Origin of the sequence: Micromonospora sp. DH14 (assembly GCF_029809455.1) — a bacterium.
In the GTDB taxonomy this organism is placed as follows: Bacteria; Actinomycetota; Actinomycetes; order Mycobacteriales; family Micromonosporaceae; genus Micromonospora; species Micromonospora parva.
This window is the reverse complement of sequence record NZ_JARVKT010000014.1, coordinates 138,310-153,921: the sequence shown is the minus strand read 5'-3', so window position 1 is coordinate 153,921 and position 15,612 is coordinate 138,310. Positions and strand designations below refer to the sequence as shown.

The window sequence follows — 15,612 nt, the reverse complement described above, 5'->3', positions numbered from 1 at the left end:
GCCGAGATGACCAGCATCGCGATCCCGTCGGGGATGCCGCAGTACGACGACGCGCCGCGTTTCGACGTGGCCCGGGTGCGCGCCGACTTCCCGATCCTGGACCGGGAGATCAACGGGCATCCGCTGGTCTATCTCGACAGCGCCAACACCTCGCACAAACCCCGGCAGGTGCTCGACGTGCTCGGGGAGCACTACGCGCTGCACAACGCCAACGTGTCGCGCTCGGTGCACACCCTGGGCACCGAGGCCACCGAGGCGTACGAGGGGGCACGGGCGAAGGTCGCCGCGTTCATCAACGCGCCGAGCGTCGACGAGGTGGTGTTCACCAAGAACTCCACCGAGGCGATCAACATCGTGGCGTACGCGTTCTCGAACGCCTCGCTGCGTCCCGACGCCGACCCCCGGTTCCGGCTCGGTCCGGGCGACGAGGTGGTGATCTCCGAAATGGAGCACCATTCGAACATCGTCCCGTGGCAGCTGCTCTGCGAGCGGACCGGCGCGACCCTGCGCTGGTTCGGAGTCACCGACCAGGGGCGGCTGGACGAGTCGGGCCTGGAGGACCTGGTCACCGAACGGACGAAGATCGTCTCGCTGGTGCACACGTCCAACATCCTCGGCACCGTCAACGCCACCTCCCGGATCACCGCGCGGGTCCGTGAGGTGGGTGCGCTGCTGCTGCTGGACTGCTCGCAGTCGGTGCCGCACCTGCCCATCGACGTGGTCGACCTGGACGCCGACTACATCGTCTTCACCGGGCACAAGATGTGCGGCCCGACCGGGATCGGCGTGCTCTGGGGGCGCGGCGAGCTGCTGGCGGCCATGCCGCCGGTGATGGGCGGCGGCTCGATGATCGAGACGGTCACCATGGCCCGCTCGACGTTCGCCGCGCCGCCGGCCCGCTTCGAGGCGGGCACCCCGCCGATCGCCGAGGCGGTCGCCCTCGGTGCGGCGGTCGACTACCTGACCGGCATCGGGATGCGGGCCATCCAGTGGCACGAGAAGGAGCTGACGGCGTACGCGCTGGACGCGCTCGGCTCGGTGCCGGACCTGCGGATCTTCGGCCCGACCGTGCCGGTGGGCCGGGGCGGCACGATCTCGTTCGCGCTGGGTGACGTGCACCCGCACGACGTGGGTCAGGTGCTCGACTCGCTCGGCGTGCAGGTGCGGGTGGGTCACCACTGCGCGAAGCCGGTGTGCAGCCGGTTCGGCGTCCCGGCGATGACCCGGGCGTCGTTCTACCTCTACACCACCACCGAGGAGATCGACGCCCTGGTGGGTGGCCTGGAGCAGGTACGGAAGGTGTTCGACTGATGGTGCAGCTCGACCAGCTCTACCAGGAGATCATCCTGGACCACTACAAGCACCCGCACGGGCGGGGCCTGCGGGACGCCGACGACCCGGCCGACCAGGTCGCCGAGGCGCACCACGTCAACCCGACCTGCGGCGACGAGGTGACCGTCCGGGTTGCCACCGACGGCACCGTGCTGCACGACATCTCGTACGACGGGATGGGCTGCTCGATCAGCCAGGCGTCGGCGAGCGTGCTGCACGAGTTGTTGCGCGGTCGGGGCACCGGGGAAGCTTTCGAGGTGCACGAGGCGTTCGTGGAGTTGATGTCCGGACGTGGCCAGGTCACGCCGGACGAGGATGTGCTCGGTGACGGGGTGGCTTTCGCGGGCGTGGCCCGCTACCCGGCCCGGGTCAAGTGCGCGCTACTGCCGTGGATGGCGTTCAAGGACGCCGCGGCCCGCGCCGGTGTGGGCGTGAGCCCGGAGGTGAAGGCGTGACCGTGCGTCAGCGAGCGAATGACACAGTGGTGCCGGGTGGCATCACGAAGCGATGCGGAGGGACGGCATGAGCGAGCGTCAGCGAGTGAATCAGTGGTTCAGCGCGTTGGTGCCTCATGGCGTCACGGAGCGAAGCGGAGAGACGGCATGAGCGAGAACACCGCTACCGAGGCGACGCCGGAGGCCGGTGACACCAGCGTGGTGCCGCAGACCGACGCCGCGACGATCGATGGCGGCGCTGACGCCGCTGCCCCTGCGGGCGGCGTCAGCAAGGCCATGCTCGCCGACATCGAGGAGGCGATGAAGGATGTCGTCGACCCGGAGCTCGGCATCAACGTGGTCGACCTGGGCCTGGTGTACGGCGTACACGTCGACGACGAGAACGTCGCCACCCTGGACATGACGCTCACCTCGGCGGCCTGCCCGCTGACCGACGTCATCGAGGACCAGACCCGGCAGGCGTTGACCACCGGCCCCGGCGGCGGCCTGGTCAACGACATCCGGATCAACTGGGTGTGGCTCCCGCCGTGGGGCCCGGACAAGATCACTGACGAGGGTCGGGACCAGCTCCGTTCCCTCGGCTTCAACGTCTGACCCGAACCACTTCGTCGAGCGCGGCACCCGTCCGGGTGCCGCGCTCGATCATTAGCTCAAGATCGCGCTCGATCATTGATGTAGTGGCCTCGCTGCGTTGCCGAGGCCACTACATCCTGGTTCGAGCACGATCTTGGGGGGGCGGGGCGGGGCGGGGCGGGGCGCGGGGAAATTCGGTGGCGGGGGCGCGGGTTCGGCGCGCAGGATGCGCTCGTGATTGAGGCGTACCCGATGCAGGTTCCTGTCCGTGCGGCCACTGCCGTGCGTCGACAGCGGCCGCTCCGGGGACGAGCCTCGACCTGCCACCTACTGCGGTGACCGGGGCGTTCCTCGCCGGTCTGGTCGCCGGTTACGGCGTCGCCATCCCGGTCGGTGCGATCGCGATTCTCATCCTGGGGCTCAGTGCCCGTACCTCGTTCCGGGTCGGTGCGGCCGCGGCGCTCGCCGTGGCGACGGCCGACGGGCTCTACGCGGCCGTCGCCGTGCTCGGCGGTGCCGGGCTGGCCGATGTCATCGCGCCGGTCTCCGGGCCGCTGCGGGTGGTCGCCGCCGTGGTTCTGTTGGGGCTCGCCGGGCACGGCCTCTGGCGGACGTGGTCCACGCACCGCTCGCGGCGGCCACCGGCGGAACGCGCCGGGCGGGGCATGGGTACTCCGGGGCGGGCCTACGCGGCGCTGCTCGGCCTGACCCTGCTGAACCCGATGACGGTGCTCTACTTCACCGCGCTGGTGCTCGGTCGCCGGGACACGGCCGAATCGGGCGTGGTCCCCATGGCGCTCTTCGTGGCCGGTGTGTTCCTGGCGTCGGCGAGCTGGCAACTGGTCATCGCCGGCGGCGGCACGGTGGTCGGCCGGGCGCTGACCGGATCGCGTGGTCGGTTGATCACCGGCCTGGTCTCCAGCGCGCTCATCGCCGCCCTGGCGGTGGCCGCGCTACTGCCCGGCTGAACGGTCACCCGGCCCGGCCCTGCCGTGCCGGGCCCTGCCGTGCCGGGTCGTGCCGTGCCGCGCTGTCGGGCCGGGAGCCTGCCCGGGGGTCCGGGCGGGCTCGCGGTGCCGTACGGTCGGGCGGTGACCAGTCGACCCGCAGCCGGCGGAGGCCGGTGGGTCGAGATCGATCCGGCCCGCGTCGGCCGCTGGATCGAGGGCTTCGCCGACCGGCACGGCCCGCCCATCACCAGCACACAGGAGTACGGCCTGCTGCTCGCCGCCCCGGACGGCGCGACCGCCGAGCTGTACGCCCCACCGGGCGCGCCGACCGCCGCGGATGTGGCTGGGTTCGTGGCCTCCGTCGTGACGCCGCGCCGGATCGGTCTGTTGCTGGCCCGCAAGGGTGCGGTGGCGATCGGGGTGGCCGAGGGCGCAGACCTCGTCAGCTCCAAGGTGGACACCCGGTACGTGCAGGGGCGCACCGCCGCGGGGGGATGGTCACAGCACCGGTTCGCCCGCCGGCGCGACAACCAGGCGAAGGCCGCGCTGGGCGAGGCGGCCGATCTGGCCGTACGGCTGCTGTTGCCGGCGGCGGCGACGCTCACCGCGCTGGTCTGCGGTGGTGACCGCAGGGCCGTGGACGGGGTGCTCGCCGACCGGCGGTTGGCCCCGCTCGTGCCGTTGCGGGCGGAGCGGTTGCTCGACGTGCCGGAGCCCCGGCACGCGGTGCTGCTCGCGGCGGTGGTTGCGGCCCGCGCCGTCCGGATCCGGTTGCGCGACCCCGAGTGACCTCGCCCTCCGCCGACCAGGTCGCCGGGGAGACGACCGCCACGCAAAACGGGGTTCCCGGCGTGCTGCCCGGCTGGCGGCCGGAGGATGGGCGCGTGGAGTTTCTGGTTGACATGGTGACGACGGTGCCGCCCGGAACGTCGGAGGACGGGGTCGCTGAGATGCGCGCGCGTGAGGCGGCGCGCTCGGCCGAGCTGACGGCGCAGGGCAGTCTTCTGCGGCTGTGGCGGCCACCGTTGGCGCCGGGGGAGTGGCGTACGTGGGGGCTGTTCCGGGCCGACGACGCCGACGAGTTGGAGGCGGTGCTCGCGTCGATGCCGCTGCGTGCCTGGCGGCGCGAGACCGTGACGCCTTTGACGCCGCACCCGAACGACCCGGGTCAACCGCCGCGCTGAGCCTGGCGGGGCTCGCCCCGGGGGTGGGTGAGAACGGCAGGAACGTTACGGGGCACGTCGCCAACAGGGAGATCATCATGTCTGACGCCCAGATTCTGCGTACCGTCCTCGACCGGTGGAAATCGGCTGTCGACGCCCACGAGCCCGATCGGGTCGCGGCGTGCTTCACCGACGACGCGATCTTCCAGGGGTTGCAGCCGTACTCGGTCGGTCGTGCCGGTGTCGCCGCGTACTACGCCGGCCAGCCGCTCGGCCTGACCGCCGCGTACGACGTCCGGGAGATCCGCCGTCTCGCCGACGACGTGGTCCTCGGCTACCTGGAGGTGGAGTTCGGGTTCACCGACCGGCCGGCCCTGACCGTCAACCTCGGTGTGCTGCTGCGGCGGGTGGGCGACGACTGGCTCATCGGCCACTACCAGGTGTCGCGGCTCACCTGACCGGGAAGCGCCCTCGGCGACAGCGTCTCGTGCCTGAAACAGATCGTGGCAGGCCCGCCGGAGGGGCCTGCCACGATCTCGGGACTGGTCAGAGCTGGTCGGTGCCGAAGGTGTCACAGCTCTTCGGGTCGCCGCGCTCGTAGCCCTGGGTGAACCAGCGCTTGCGCTGCTCGGACGTGCCGTGGGTGAACTGGTCGGGGTTGACCCGCCCGCCGGAGCGTTCCTGGATGCTGTCGTCGCCGATCGCCTCGGCGGCCTGCACCGCCTCGCTGATGTCGGACTGGGTGATGGACGTGAACAGCGGCTCCTGGCCGGTCTTGTCCTTGCTCTCGGTGGCGTGCTTGGCCCAGGCGCCGGCGTAGCAGTCGGCCTGCAGCTCCAGCCGTACGGAGGCGGAGCGGGGGCCGCTCTGGTCACCCTGCCCGGCCTTCGCGTTGGTGCCGAGCAGGTTCTGGATGTGGTGTCCGTACTCGTGGGCGAGCACGTAGGGCTGGGCGAACTCGCCCTTGGCGCCGAACCGGGAGGCCAGCTCGTCGTAGAAGCTCAGGTCGATGTACACCTGCTTGTCGGCGGGGCAGTAGAACGGGCCGACGCCCGAGTCGGCCTGCCCGCAGCCGGTGTTGACGGCGGCCTGGAAGAAGTTGGTGTCGGTCGGCTCGTACTTCCCGTTGCCCACCTCCGGGTACGCCTTCTGCCAGTAGGCCTGGATGCTGTTGACGTAGAGGGCGTTGCGGCAGCGCGCGTCGTCGAGGCGCTGCGGGTTGTCGCGCGAGCAGAGCTGCTCCAGGTCGGTGCCGCCGGCCTGACCGCCCTCGTCGCCGTTGGTCATGGCGTTGAGGCCGAAGCCACCGCCGAGCAGCGCGACGAGCACTGCCACCACGATGCCGATGATGCCGCCTCGACCGCCGCCGCCGGGGATCGGGATGCCGAAGCCGCCGCCGGATCCGCCACCCCGGCCGACGTCGTTGACCTGGGAGGTGTCGATTTCGGCCCGCTCGTTGAGTTCCATGGTGACCCCGATCGCCGTATGCCGGTGAGTGTCTTTTGTGTGTCGTTTCGTCTATCAAGTGCCGGACGGGGTCCGGACAGGCGTTCCCGTACCCGATGATCTTGATCGGTAATCCGGGCCGGCCGCCCGGCGGCGCCCGGTACACTTGTCGGGTGCTGCGCTGCGAAGGCTGAACCGCCCCGCGCCGTCGGGCCCCTTGAGCCCGCCGGCCGTTTCGCGTGCCCCGAGTCAGCCTTCCGAACCCCGAGAGCGAGCCCGCGAACATGATCACTGCCACCGGCCTGGAACTGCGCGCCGGTTCCCGGATCCTGCTGTCCGACACCACCCTGCGCGTGCAGCCCGGTGACCGGATCGGCCTGGTCGGTCGTAACGGCGCCGGCAAGACCACCACGCTGAAGGTGCTCGCCGGTGAGGGGCAGCCGTACGGCGGCCAGATCGACCAGCGCAGCGCCATCGGCTACCTGCCGCAGGACCCGCGCACCGGCGACCTGGAGGTCACCGGCCGCGACCGGGTGCTCTCCGCCCGTGGCCTGGACGTGCTGATGGCGCAGATGAAGGAGATCGAGGAGCAGCTCGCCGAGGACGCCGACGAGAAGCTGGTCCGCCGGTACGGCGCGCTGGAAGACCAGTTCGCCGCCCTGGGCGGGTACGCCGCCGAGGCTGAGGCCGCGCGGATCTGCGCCAACCTCGGCCTGCCGGACCGGGCGCTCGCGCAGACCATCGGCACCCTCTCCGGCGGTCAGCGTCGGCGCATCGAGCTGGCCCGGATCCTGTTCCGCGACGCGGGCGAGAACGGCGGCGGCATCCTGCTGCTCGACGAGCCCACCAACCACCTCGACGCCGACTCGATCACCTGGTTGCGGGGCTTCCTCGCCAACCACAAGGGTGGCCTGATCGTGATCTCCCACGACGGCGCGCTGCTGGAGTCGGTGGTCAACAAGGTCTGGTTCCTCGACGCCACCCGGTCGGTCATCGACGTGTACAACCTGGGCTGGAAGGCGTACCTGGAGGCCCGCGAGACCGACGAGCGGCGGCGGCGTCGGGAGCGGGCCAACGCGGAGAAGAAGGCCGGCGCTCTGATGGCGCAGGCCGACAAGATGCGGGCCAAGGCCACCAAGACCGTGGCCGCGCAGAACATGGCCCGCCGTGCCGAGAAGCTGATCTCCGGCCTGGAGGAGGTGCGGGTCGCCGACCGGGTGGCCAAGGTGCGTTTCCCCAGCCCCGCGCCGTGCGGCAAGACCCCACTCACCGCGACCGGCCTGTCCAAGTCGTACGGGTCGCTGGAGATCTTCACCGACGTCAACGTGGCGGTGGACCGGGGCTCCCGGGTGGCCATCCTCGGGCTCAACGGTGCCGGCAAGACGACCCTGCTGCGGATGCTCGGCGGGCTGCTCACCCCGGACACCGGCGAGGTGCACGCGGGGCACGGCCTGCGGTTGGGCTACTACGCCCAGGAGCACGAGACGCTGGACGTGGAGCGGACGGTGCTGGAGAACATGCGCGCCGCCGCCGTCGAGCAGTCCGACACCGACCTGCGCAAGATCCTTGGTGCGTTCCTCTTCTCCGGTGACGACGTGAACAAGCCGGCCGGTGTGCTCTCCGGTGGCGAGAAGACCCGGCTGGCGCTGTCCACCCTGGTCTGTTCCGGCGCCAACGTGCTGCTGCTCGACGAGCCGACGAACAACCTCGACCCGGTCAGCCGGGAGCAGGTGCTCGACGCCATCGCCAACTACCCCGGCGCGATCGTCCTGGTCACCCACGACCCGGGTGCGGTGCTGGCGCTCAAGCCCGACCGGGCCATCCTGTTGCCCGACGGCGACGAGGACGCCTGGAGCGACGACCTGCTCGAACTGGTCGAGCTGGCCTGATCGAGGCAGTCGGCCTGCGCTCGACCTCGACGTGCGTCCAGGCCCGACGTGCTCTCGACGTCAGCCTGCGCTCGGCCTCGGCCTGCGCTCAGCCGAGCAGGTCGGCCAGCCGGCCGAGCACGCCGGAGCTGACCAGGATCACCAGCCCGATGGCGATGAAGATCGTCGGCACCAGCCAGGCACCGGCGCGTTCGACCAGCCGGACCACCCTCCGATGCCCGCCCAGCCAGGCCCCGGCCACGCACCACAGGGCGATCAGCAGCACGAAGACCAGCAGGAACATCGCGCTGTCGGCCACCCCGAGGGCCCGGAAGACGGGTACGTAGACCGCGACGTTGTCGGCACCGTTCGCGATCGTCACCCCGGCCACGCCGAGTGCTCCGGTGACGACCGCGGGTGGCTCGTCGTCGCCCGAACCCCGCAGTGCGCGGACGCCGAGCGCGATCGGCAGCAGGCCCAGCAGACCCGTCCACGGGTCGGGCACCACCAGGAGCCCACCGGCGATCACCGCGCTGGCCAGCGCGAGCGCACCGATGCCGAGGTATTGCCCGGCGACGATCTGCCAGGTGCGGGGTCGGCCGGTGGTGCGGGCCGCGACGAAGAACAGCGTCAGGATGACGATGTCGTCGATGTCGGTGGCGGCGAAGACGACGGCCGCTGCGCCCGCGGTGCTCAACAGGTCGATCACGACCGAAGGCTACGGGTCGTCGGCAGCCGCCAGCGCCCAGCGGTGGTACGCCCGGACGGCGCGGCGGGCCGGATCGCCAGGATCACTCTATCGGGAAGCTGACATTGCATAGCGTGTCGGTTGGCGAAGAGTTGATATCTGGCGCATGATCGTCCGAGGCGGTCTAATAGGTGGGACCGTATCCGAACCGCACAGTCTGGGACGTGAGGACACAGCATGGCAGCCACTGGCACAGCCACCAGCACTGAGAAGGGTCGCCGGATCGTCGGAGCCGAGCGTCAGACGCTCGCCAAGGACCTGGTAAAGCGGTACACCTCGGGGGAGAGCATCCGCGCGTTGGCGGCCTCGACCGGCCGTTCCTACGGGTTCATCCACCGAGTGCTCACCGAGTCCGGCGTGCAGCTGCGTCAGCGCGGTGGTGCCCGGCGCCGCAAGAAGGCGTGACCCGCCCCCCAGCGTCGTCCATCAGCGCCGCGCCCCGGGACGTCCGGTGACCGCCGAGGCGACCGGGGTTCGGCTGACCTGCGACGGGCCGGTTGCCACGGTGACGTTGTGCCGGCCCGACGTGCTCAACGCCCAGACGCCCGCGATGTGGCAAGCGATGAGCGACTTCTCCCGTGACCTGCCCGGCGATGTCCGGGTGGTGGTGGTCCGGGGTGAGGGTCGGGCGTTCTCGGCCGGCCTCGATCTCGCGGTGGCGGGTGCCTCCGGTCCGGGGTCGTTCGCCGAGTTGGCCGCGCTGTCCGAGCAGGAGTGCGCCGAGCGCATCGCGGAGTTCCAGGCCGGTTTCACCTGGCTGCACCGGCCGGACGTGATCTCCGTCGCGGCCGTGCAGGGGCACGCCATCGGCGCCGGCTTCCAGCTGGCGCTCGCGTGTGACCTGCGGGTGCTCTCCGCTGACGCGAAGCTGTCGATGGCCGAGGTGACCCTTGGTCTGGTGCCCGACCTGGCCGGCACGAAGCGCCTCGTCGAGCTGGTCGGCTACGCGCGGGCGTTGGAGATCTGTGCGACCGGTCGCCGGCTGGACGCCGCCGAGGCGGACCGGATCGGCCTGGCCACCCTGGTCGTGCCGCCGGCTGAGCTGGACGGCGCGGTGCGGGACCTGACCGCCGGCCTGCTCTCCGGGGCCCGCGACGCGGTGGTGGAGATCAAGGCGTTGCTCGCCGGCGCGGCCGGGCGGTCGCACGCCGACCAGCAGCGCGCCGAGCGGGAGGCACAGACCCGTCGGCTGCGCGACCTCGCCGGCAGGGGAGAATAGGTAAGGACCGCACGGGAAGATCCGGGTTACGGCTGGGGTTGTCACACTCGTCGGGAGAATTGACCTGACGGTGCGGTCTGCCCGGCAACCCGGAGGTGAGCGATGTCCAACCCGATGTCCGGCGGTGGCATGGCCGGGTGGAGCATGCTCCGGTCGATGCGCAACAGCGACGAGGTCTCCGCCCACCAGCTCAAGCGCGGCACCGCCAAGCGGATCATCGCCTTCGCCGGACCGTACCGGCGTGACATCGTCATCTTCCTGATCACTGTGGTGATCGCCGCGGTGATCGGCGTGGCGACTCCGCTGCTGGCGGGTGAGGTCATCGACGCCATCGCCGATCGGGGCCCGCAGGCCGGCTCCACCGTGGTCAAGCTCGCCCTGGTGATCGCCGCGCTGGCTGTCGCCGACGCGCTCTTCTCCCTCGCCCAGCGCTGGTACTCCGCGCGCATCGGTGAGGGCATCATCCTCGACCTGCGCACCCGGGTCTACGACCACGTGCAGCGGATGCCGTTGCAGTTCTTCACCCGTACCCAGACCGGGGCTCTGGTCAGCCGGCTCAACAACGACGTGCTCGGCGCTCAGCGGGCGTTCACCTCCACCCTCTCCGGGGTGGTCAGCAACGTCATTCAACTGGTGCTCACCGCCGGCGCGATGTTGATCCTGTCCTGGCAGATCACGGTGCTGTCGCTGATCCTGCTGCCGGTGTTCATCATCCCGGCCCGTCGTGTCGGCAAGCGACTGGCCGAGATCACCCGGGAGTCGTACAACCTCGACGCCAAGATGAACGCGACCATGACCGAACGGTTCGGAGTCGCCGGTGCGTTGCTGGTGAAGCTCTTCGGCCAGCCCGAGATCGAGGCCCGCCGGTTTGCCGACCGGGCCGAGCGGGTCCGTGACATCGGCATCCAGTCCGCCATGTACTCCCGGACGTTCTTCGTGGCGATGTTGCTGGTCGCCTCACTGGCGCAGGCGCTCACCTACGGCCTCGGCGGCTGGCTGGCGGTCGCCGGCGCGGTCAGTGCGGGCACCGTGGTGAAGCTCGCGCTGTTGCTCACCCGCCTGTACGGTCCGCTCACCGCGCTCTCCAACGTCCGGGTGGACGTGATGAGCGCGCTGGTCTCCTTCGACCGGGTCTTCGAGGTGCTCGACCTCAAGCCGGGCATCGTGGAGAAGCCCGACGCCGTGGCGGTGCCGCGCGGCAGCGGCCGGGTCGACTTCCGCGACGTGCGGTTCCGCTACCCGAGCGCCGCCGAGATCTCCCTCGCCTCGCTGGAGGAGGTCGCCACCCTCGACCGGACGATCAACGAACCGGTGCTCAAGGGCGTCTCGTTCAGCGTCGAGCCGGGGCAGATGGTCGCGCTGGTCGGCCCGTCCGGGGCGGGCAAGTCGACGCTGTCGATGCTCATCTCCCGGATCTACGACGTCAGCGACGGGCAGGTGCTGGTCGGCGGGGTGGACGTGCGCGACGCGACGCTTGCCTCCCTGCGTGACGAGATCGGTGTGGTCACCCAGGATTCGCACCTGTTCCACGAGACGATCGCCGAGAACCTGCGCTACGCCAAGCCGGACGCCACCGACGACGAGATCTGGGCCGCGCTGGCCGGAGCGCAGGTCGCCGACCTGGTCCGGTCGCTGCCGGACGGGCTGGACACGACCGTGGGGGAGCGCGGCTACCGCTTCTCCGGCGGCGAGAAGCAGCGCATCGCCATCGCCCGCCTGCTGCTCAAGGCCCCGTCGATCGTGATCCTCGACGAGGCGACCGCACACCTGGATTCGGAGAGCGAGGCGGCGGTGCAGCGTGCGCTGGCGGTGGCGCTGACCGGGCGGACCGCCCTGGTGATCGCGCACCGGCTGTCCACAGTGCGCGACGCCGACCAGATCCTCGTTCTCGACGGCGGGCGGATCGTCGAGCGCGGGCGACACGACGAACTGGTGGCCGTCGGCGGGCTCTACGCCGAGCTGTACCGGACCCAGTTCGCTGTCGCCGACTCGCCCGCCCCGTTCGTCGACGCGACCGGCCCCGAGCCGGTGGTCATGCCACTGGGCACGTACGTGGCCGACGAGGCCCTGCCGCCCGCCGCCGCCAACTGAGGCCTGCTGGCCTTGATCGACACGGGTTCCTAGAAGTCGGGCTGTCCTGGTCGCGGTGACCGCCCGACTTCCTGAAAACCGAGTCGATCAAGGGGCGGGCAGCTCGGTGGCCTCCCGCAACTCGGCGAACGCCAGGCCCAGGGTGACCGGGGTGAAGTGGGCGTTCAGGCCGCTCGGGTTGGGCAGCACCCACAGCCGCGCCCCGGCCAACGACTCCGGTTGCGGCCCGAAGGTGGCCTTGGGCCGTTGAAAACCGATCCGGTACGCGGTCACCCCCACCACCGCCACCCAACGCGGCCGGTACCGGGCCACCTTGTCGGTGAGGATCGCCGCGCCGTCGAGGAGTTCCTCGGTGCTCAGCTCGTCGGCGCGGGCGCTGGCCCGGGCGGCCATGTTGGTGATGCCGAGCCCGAGCGCGGGCAGCTCGTCCTGTTCGCTGGGGTGCAGCAGCCGGGGAGTGAACCCGCCCCGGTGCAGGGCGGGCCAGAACCGGTTGCCGGGCCGGGCGAAGTGCCAGCCGGTGGCAGCCGACCAGAGGCCGGGGTTGATGCCGACGAAGAGAACCGCCAGCCCCGGCGCGAGAACATCGGGGATGGTCCGGTCAGCGGCCGCCGCCAACTCCGCCCGGGTCGGCCCGGCTGTCCCGGGCGGTGTCACGGCCCGGGTGGGCCGGGCCTCGTCGGGGGTCACAGCCCGCGTAGCGCGCCGCCGTCGACCGGCAGTGTGATCCCGGTGAGGTAGCTCGCGGCGGGGGAGAGCGCGAACGCGGCCACCCGACCGAACTCGGCCGGGTCGCCGATGCGGCGCAGCGGGATGCCGGCCTCCGCCTCGGCGCGGGCCCGCTCCGGGTCGCCGGTCGCTCCGAACAGCTCCCGGTTGCGATCGGTCATGATCCGGCCGGGCAACAGGCCGACCACGCGGACGCCCCGCGGGCCGTAGTCGTCGGCGATGTCCTTGGCGGCCCCGACCAGGCCGGGCCGCAGACCGTTGGAGATGCCGAGACCGGGCACCGGGCCACGCGCCGAGGTGGAGAGCACCAGCCCGATCGCGCCGCCCTCGGGCAGGGCGTCGGCGACAGTGCGTACGGCGCGGATGGTGCCCAGGAAGACCGTCTCGAAGGAGAGCCGCCACTGCTCGTCGGTGACCGCTGCGGCGTTGCCGGGCGGTGGTCCACCGACCGAGATCAGCGCGCCGTCGAGCCGGCCGAAGTGCTGCTGGGCGGCGGCGACGAGCTGCCCCGGGGTTTCCGGGTCGGCCAGGTCGCCGGTCAGCCCGACGGCGTGCTCCGGGCCACCCAGCTGCTGCGCGGCGGCGGCCACGGCGTCCGCGTCCCGGGCCGAGAGGACCACCCGTGCACCGTCGGCGACCAGGCACTGCGCTGTCGCGAAACCCAGGCCGCGGGAGGCGCCGGTGAGGACGTACACGCGGTCGGTCAGTCCGAGATCCATAACGCCGATCCTGCCGCATCCGACACGCCGTCGCCAGCACGGGTGGGTACCCGTGGGGCGGGGCGCAGCAGGCGTACCCGGCCGGCGACCTGCACCGCGACGGCCCCGCCGGCGCGGCCCACCGCCGGCAACCGGCGCGGACGTGGCGCCCGCAGCCCGTCGTAGCGCAGGAGTGCCTCCCGGGCGGCCAGCTCCTCGGCGGCCGGCGGCGGCAGCGCACGTTCGGCGTGCAGCGCGCGGGCCAGGTCCCAACCGTCGCGCAGCGACCCGGCGGTGGGTCGCCGGTCGGCCCAGCCGGCGAAGGTCGTCGTCCAGCTGGCGCCGAGGCTGGCGGCGAGCAACGGCCAGTGCCGGGCGACGGCACCGGCCCGCTTGCGCAGCAGCGCCGCGCGGGTGGCGGCCAGCGGGCCGGGCGCGAACCCCGGCGGGGGTGGCCCTCCGGCGACGAGCGCGGCGACCAGTTGGGCCTGCCGTTCGGCGAGCCCGGCGCGGGGCGTGGCTGCCGGGTCGCCGTGGGGCGCGCCGGTCATGTGACGGCCGGGAAGCCCGCGGCGGCGGCCAGGGCGTCCAGTTCGGCGCGGAGTGCAGCGGCCGGCGGGTAGTGGCCGTCGCGTTCCAGCAGCAGCGCCGGTGGCCGCTGCCGGGCGCAGAGCGCGCCGACCAACTCCAGCACCGCTGGCGGAACCGGGTCGGTGTGGGTGTCGTGGTAGAAACCGCCGTGCTCCGCGCCGCCGGCCACATGGGCGTACGAGATCCGCTCCAGCGGCAGACGGTCCAGCAACGCCAGCGGGTCGGCGCCCCGGTTGCGGGCGTTGGCGTGCACGTTCGCCACGTCCAGCAGCAGCAGGGCCCCGGTCCGGTCGAGGATCTCGGTGAGGAAGTCCGCCTCGTCCAGCTCGTCGTCGGGCCAGTCGACCAACGCGGCGATCGGTTCCAGCGCGATGGGCACCGGCAGGTCGGCCTGGGCCCGCGCCACGTTGGCGCAGACCGCGTCGACGGCTTCCCGGCTGCGCGGCAGCGGCAGCAGGTGCCCGGCCTCCAGACCGCCGGCCCTGACGAACGCGATGTGTTCGCTGACCAGCGGCGCGTCCAGGCGTTGCGCCACCGCGGCCAGGTGGGCGACCCGGGCCGGGTCGACCGGCTCGGCGCCGCCGAGGGAGAGCCGCACCCCGTGCGGTACGACTGTCACCGCGCGTTCCCGCAGCTGTGTCAGGCCGGGCGGGAGCGGCCCGGACGCGGGCACCCCCTCGGCCACCACTTCGACGAAGCGCAGGCCGGGCAGGTCGGCCACGAAGCCGGCGATCTCCGGACGCCAGCCGATGCCGACCCCGGCCGGGCCGGTCATCCGCCACACCCCCCGCCGCCGCCGCACCCGCCGCCACCGCCGCAGGAGCTGCCACCGTCTCCACCGGAGCTGTCCCCGCCGCCGGAGGACCCGTCGGACCCGCCCGTCCAGCCGCTGCCGGAGGCGGCCTGGCGCTGAATCTCGGCCTGTTCGGCGAAGCCCGGGTCGAGTGCCCAGAGCGAGGCGGTGCCGTACAGGGCGACGCCCATCGCCGCGCCGGCCGCCCCGTAGGTGGCGTAGGCGGGTGCGGAGGCGGGCGCGAGATGGGTGTGCTCGCGGCGGACCGAACGCAGTGCCGATCGACCGGCCCGGGTGAGCATGGGCGCCCGGCGCAGCACCAGCGTGATGATCAGCAGCGGAACCAGTGTCAGCAGCAGGTAACCGACCGGGTGACCGTTGAACAGGCCGGAGACCAACCGGAGCACACCGAGGCCCAGCAGGGCGATCAGGATCGTGGCCCAGAAGCGGGCGCGGGCGCGCTGCGCGTCGTCGGTGAGCAGTCCGCGCTGCTCCAGGCCGTTGCGGATCTGGTGCAGCGCGGTGCGTACCCGCTCGTCCTGCGGGAGGTCACCGACCCGGGCGTGCTGGTGGGCCGCCCAGTGGATGGCCTGATCCAGCGGGGTGAGCCCGGTCGGCGTGGACCCGACGGTGGTCAGCCGGCGGTCCGGTCGTACGCCGATCGCTCCGCTGGCGCGCAGCCCGCCGAGCGCGGCGTGTACGGCCAGCCGAGGCCCCCCGTTGAGGTACGCGACCTGCTGGGGCCCGACGGGGTCGGCGGTCAGGGCGCCGGTCGATCCGGCGGCGAGCCGGATCCGGTGGTACGCCGCGATCACCACCACCACGATGGCCACGGCGAGGTAGTACCGGAGGAAGGTCGGGCCGGAGATGCCCCAGGTGTCACCGGACGCGGCGTGGACGGTCATCGACTGCTCCTGTCACCGGAGGGGATCGGCGGCCCCATTGTGGAGCAGCCT

Annotated in this window: 18 protein-coding genes; 11 read left to right on the top strand and 7 right to left on the bottom strand. The window is 72.1% G+C overall.

What is annotated here, in order from left to right; all coding sequences use genetic code 11:
• The first annotated feature begins 6 nt into the window (after positions 1–6).
• The 7 genes from QCZ28_RS19900 to QCZ28_RS19870 all read left to right on the top strand — a co-directional run bounded on the left by QCZ28_RS19900 (position 7) and on the right by QCZ28_RS19870 (position 4,931).
• Positions 7–1,311 (top strand): cysteine desulfurase, encoded by a 1,305-nt coding sequence (locus QCZ28_RS19900; RefSeq protein WP_279518064.1) that lies wholly within the window; start codon positions 7–9, stop codon positions 1,309–1,311.
• Between the two features lie 2 nt (positions 1,312–1,313).
• Positions 1,314–1,787, top strand: coding sequence for a Fe-S cluster assembly sulfur transfer protein SufU (gene sufU / locus QCZ28_RS19895; protein WP_279518087.1), 474 nt, complete (start codon positions 1,314–1,316; stop codon positions 1,785–1,787).
• Positions 1,788–1,934: 147 nt separating this feature from the next.
• Positions 1,935–2,381 (top strand): metal-sulfur cluster assembly factor, encoded by a 447-nt coding sequence (locus tag QCZ28_RS19890; protein WP_279518063.1) that lies wholly within the window; start codon positions 1,935–1,937, stop codon positions 2,379–2,381.
• A 314-nt stretch (positions 2,382–2,695) separates the two neighbouring features.
• Positions 2,696–3,328: a LysE family transporter gene (locus QCZ28_RS19885; protein WP_279518062.1), complete on the top strand. Its 633-nt coding sequence runs from the start codon at positions 2,696–2,698 to the stop codon at positions 3,326–3,328.
• A 123-nt stretch (positions 3,329–3,451) separates the two neighbouring features.
• Positions 3,452–4,099 carry an acVLRF1 family peptidyl-tRNA hydrolase gene (locus tag QCZ28_RS19880; RefSeq protein ID WP_279518061.1) on the top strand — a complete coding sequence of 216 codons (648 nt, stop codon included), beginning with the start codon at positions 3,452–3,454 and terminating at the stop codon, positions 4,097–4,099.
• Positions 4,100–4,194: 95 nt separating this feature from the next.
• Complete coding sequence (locus QCZ28_RS19875) at positions 4,195–4,494, top strand: muconolactone Delta-isomerase family protein (RefSeq protein ID WP_279518060.1); 300 nt, start codon at positions 4,195–4,197, stop codon at positions 4,492–4,494.
• Between the two features lie 77 nt (positions 4,495–4,571).
• Entirely contained in the window at positions 4,572–4,931 is a 360-nt protein-coding gene (locus tag QCZ28_RS19870) for a nuclear transport factor 2 family protein (RefSeq protein ID WP_279518059.1), read from the top strand.
• An 88-nt stretch (positions 4,932–5,019) separates the two neighbouring features.
• Here QCZ28_RS19870 and QCZ28_RS19865 read toward each other — a convergent pair whose 3' ends face one another.
• Positions 5,020–5,940, bottom strand: coding sequence for a neutral zinc metallopeptidase (locus tag QCZ28_RS19865; protein WP_279518058.1), 921 nt, complete (start codon positions 5,938–5,940; stop codon positions 5,020–5,022).
• Between the two features lie 263 nt (positions 5,941–6,203).
• On the opposite strand from QCZ28_RS19865, the gene QCZ28_RS19860 reads away from it, so the two are divergent.
• On the top strand, positions 6,204–7,808 hold the full coding sequence (locus QCZ28_RS19860) for an ABC-F family ATP-binding cassette domain-containing protein (RefSeq protein WP_279518057.1): 1,605 nt from the start codon (positions 6,204–6,206) through the stop codon (positions 7,806–7,808).
• An 88-nt stretch (positions 7,809–7,896) separates the two neighbouring features.
• Here QCZ28_RS19860 and QCZ28_RS19855 read toward each other — a convergent pair whose 3' ends face one another.
• Positions 7,897–8,496 (bottom strand): cadmium resistance transporter, encoded by a 600-nt coding sequence (locus QCZ28_RS19855; RefSeq protein ID WP_279518056.1) that lies wholly within the window; start codon positions 8,494–8,496, stop codon positions 7,897–7,899.
• Between the two features lie 216 nt (positions 8,497–8,712).
• Between QCZ28_RS19855 and QCZ28_RS19850 the strand changes: the two genes are divergently transcribed.
• From QCZ28_RS19850 to QCZ28_RS19840, 3 genes are all read left to right on the top strand, one after another.
• Positions 8,713–8,940 carry a helix-turn-helix domain-containing protein gene (locus QCZ28_RS19850; protein WP_007462679.1) on the top strand — a complete coding sequence of 76 codons (228 nt, stop codon included), beginning with the start codon at positions 8,713–8,715 and terminating at the stop codon, positions 8,938–8,940.
• 46 nt (positions 8,941–8,986) lie between these two features.
• Entirely contained in the window at positions 8,987–9,754 is a 768-nt protein-coding gene (locus tag QCZ28_RS19845; protein WP_279518055.1) for an enoyl-CoA hydratase/isomerase family protein, read from the top strand.
• A gap of 114 nt (positions 9,755–9,868) precedes the next feature.
• Positions 9,869–11,845 (top strand): ABC transporter ATP-binding protein, encoded by a 1,977-nt coding sequence (locus QCZ28_RS19840; protein WP_279518086.1) that lies wholly within the window; start codon positions 9,869–9,871, stop codon positions 11,843–11,845.
• Positions 11,846–11,932: 87 nt separating this feature from the next.
• Here the strand turns inward: QCZ28_RS19840 and mug are convergent, their stop codons facing one another.
• Genes mug through QCZ28_RS19815 form a run of 5 tightly spaced genes read right to left on the bottom strand, consistent with a single transcriptional unit; the run spans position 11,933 to position 15,561 of the window.
• Positions 11,933–12,535 (bottom strand): G/U mismatch-specific DNA glycosylase, encoded by a 603-nt coding sequence (mug, locus tag QCZ28_RS19835; protein ID WP_279518054.1) that lies wholly within the window; start codon positions 12,533–12,535, stop codon positions 11,933–11,935.
• Positions 12,532–13,293 (bottom strand): SDR family oxidoreductase, encoded by a 762-nt coding sequence (locus QCZ28_RS19830; RefSeq protein WP_279518053.1) that lies wholly within the window; start codon positions 13,291–13,293, stop codon positions 12,532–12,534. The genes mug and QCZ28_RS19830 overlap by 4 nt, the downstream gene beginning before the upstream one ends.
• Complete coding sequence (locus QCZ28_RS19825; protein WP_279518052.1) at positions 13,278–13,823, bottom strand: hypothetical protein; 546 nt, start codon at positions 13,821–13,823, stop codon at positions 13,278–13,280. Before QCZ28_RS19825 ends, QCZ28_RS19830 begins: the two co-directional genes overlap by 16 nt.
• A complete protein-coding gene (locus QCZ28_RS19820) occupies positions 13,820–14,638 on the bottom strand; it encodes a DUF692 domain-containing protein (RefSeq protein ID WP_279518051.1) in 819 nt (272 codons plus the stop codon). Before QCZ28_RS19820 ends, QCZ28_RS19825 begins: the two co-directional genes overlap by 4 nt.
• Complete coding sequence (locus QCZ28_RS19815) at positions 14,635–15,561, bottom strand: TIGR04222 domain-containing membrane protein (protein ID WP_279518050.1); 927 nt, start codon at positions 15,559–15,561, stop codon at positions 14,635–14,637. The genes QCZ28_RS19820 and QCZ28_RS19815 overlap by 4 nt, the downstream gene beginning before the upstream one ends.
• Positions 15,562–15,612 lie beyond the last annotated feature (51 nt).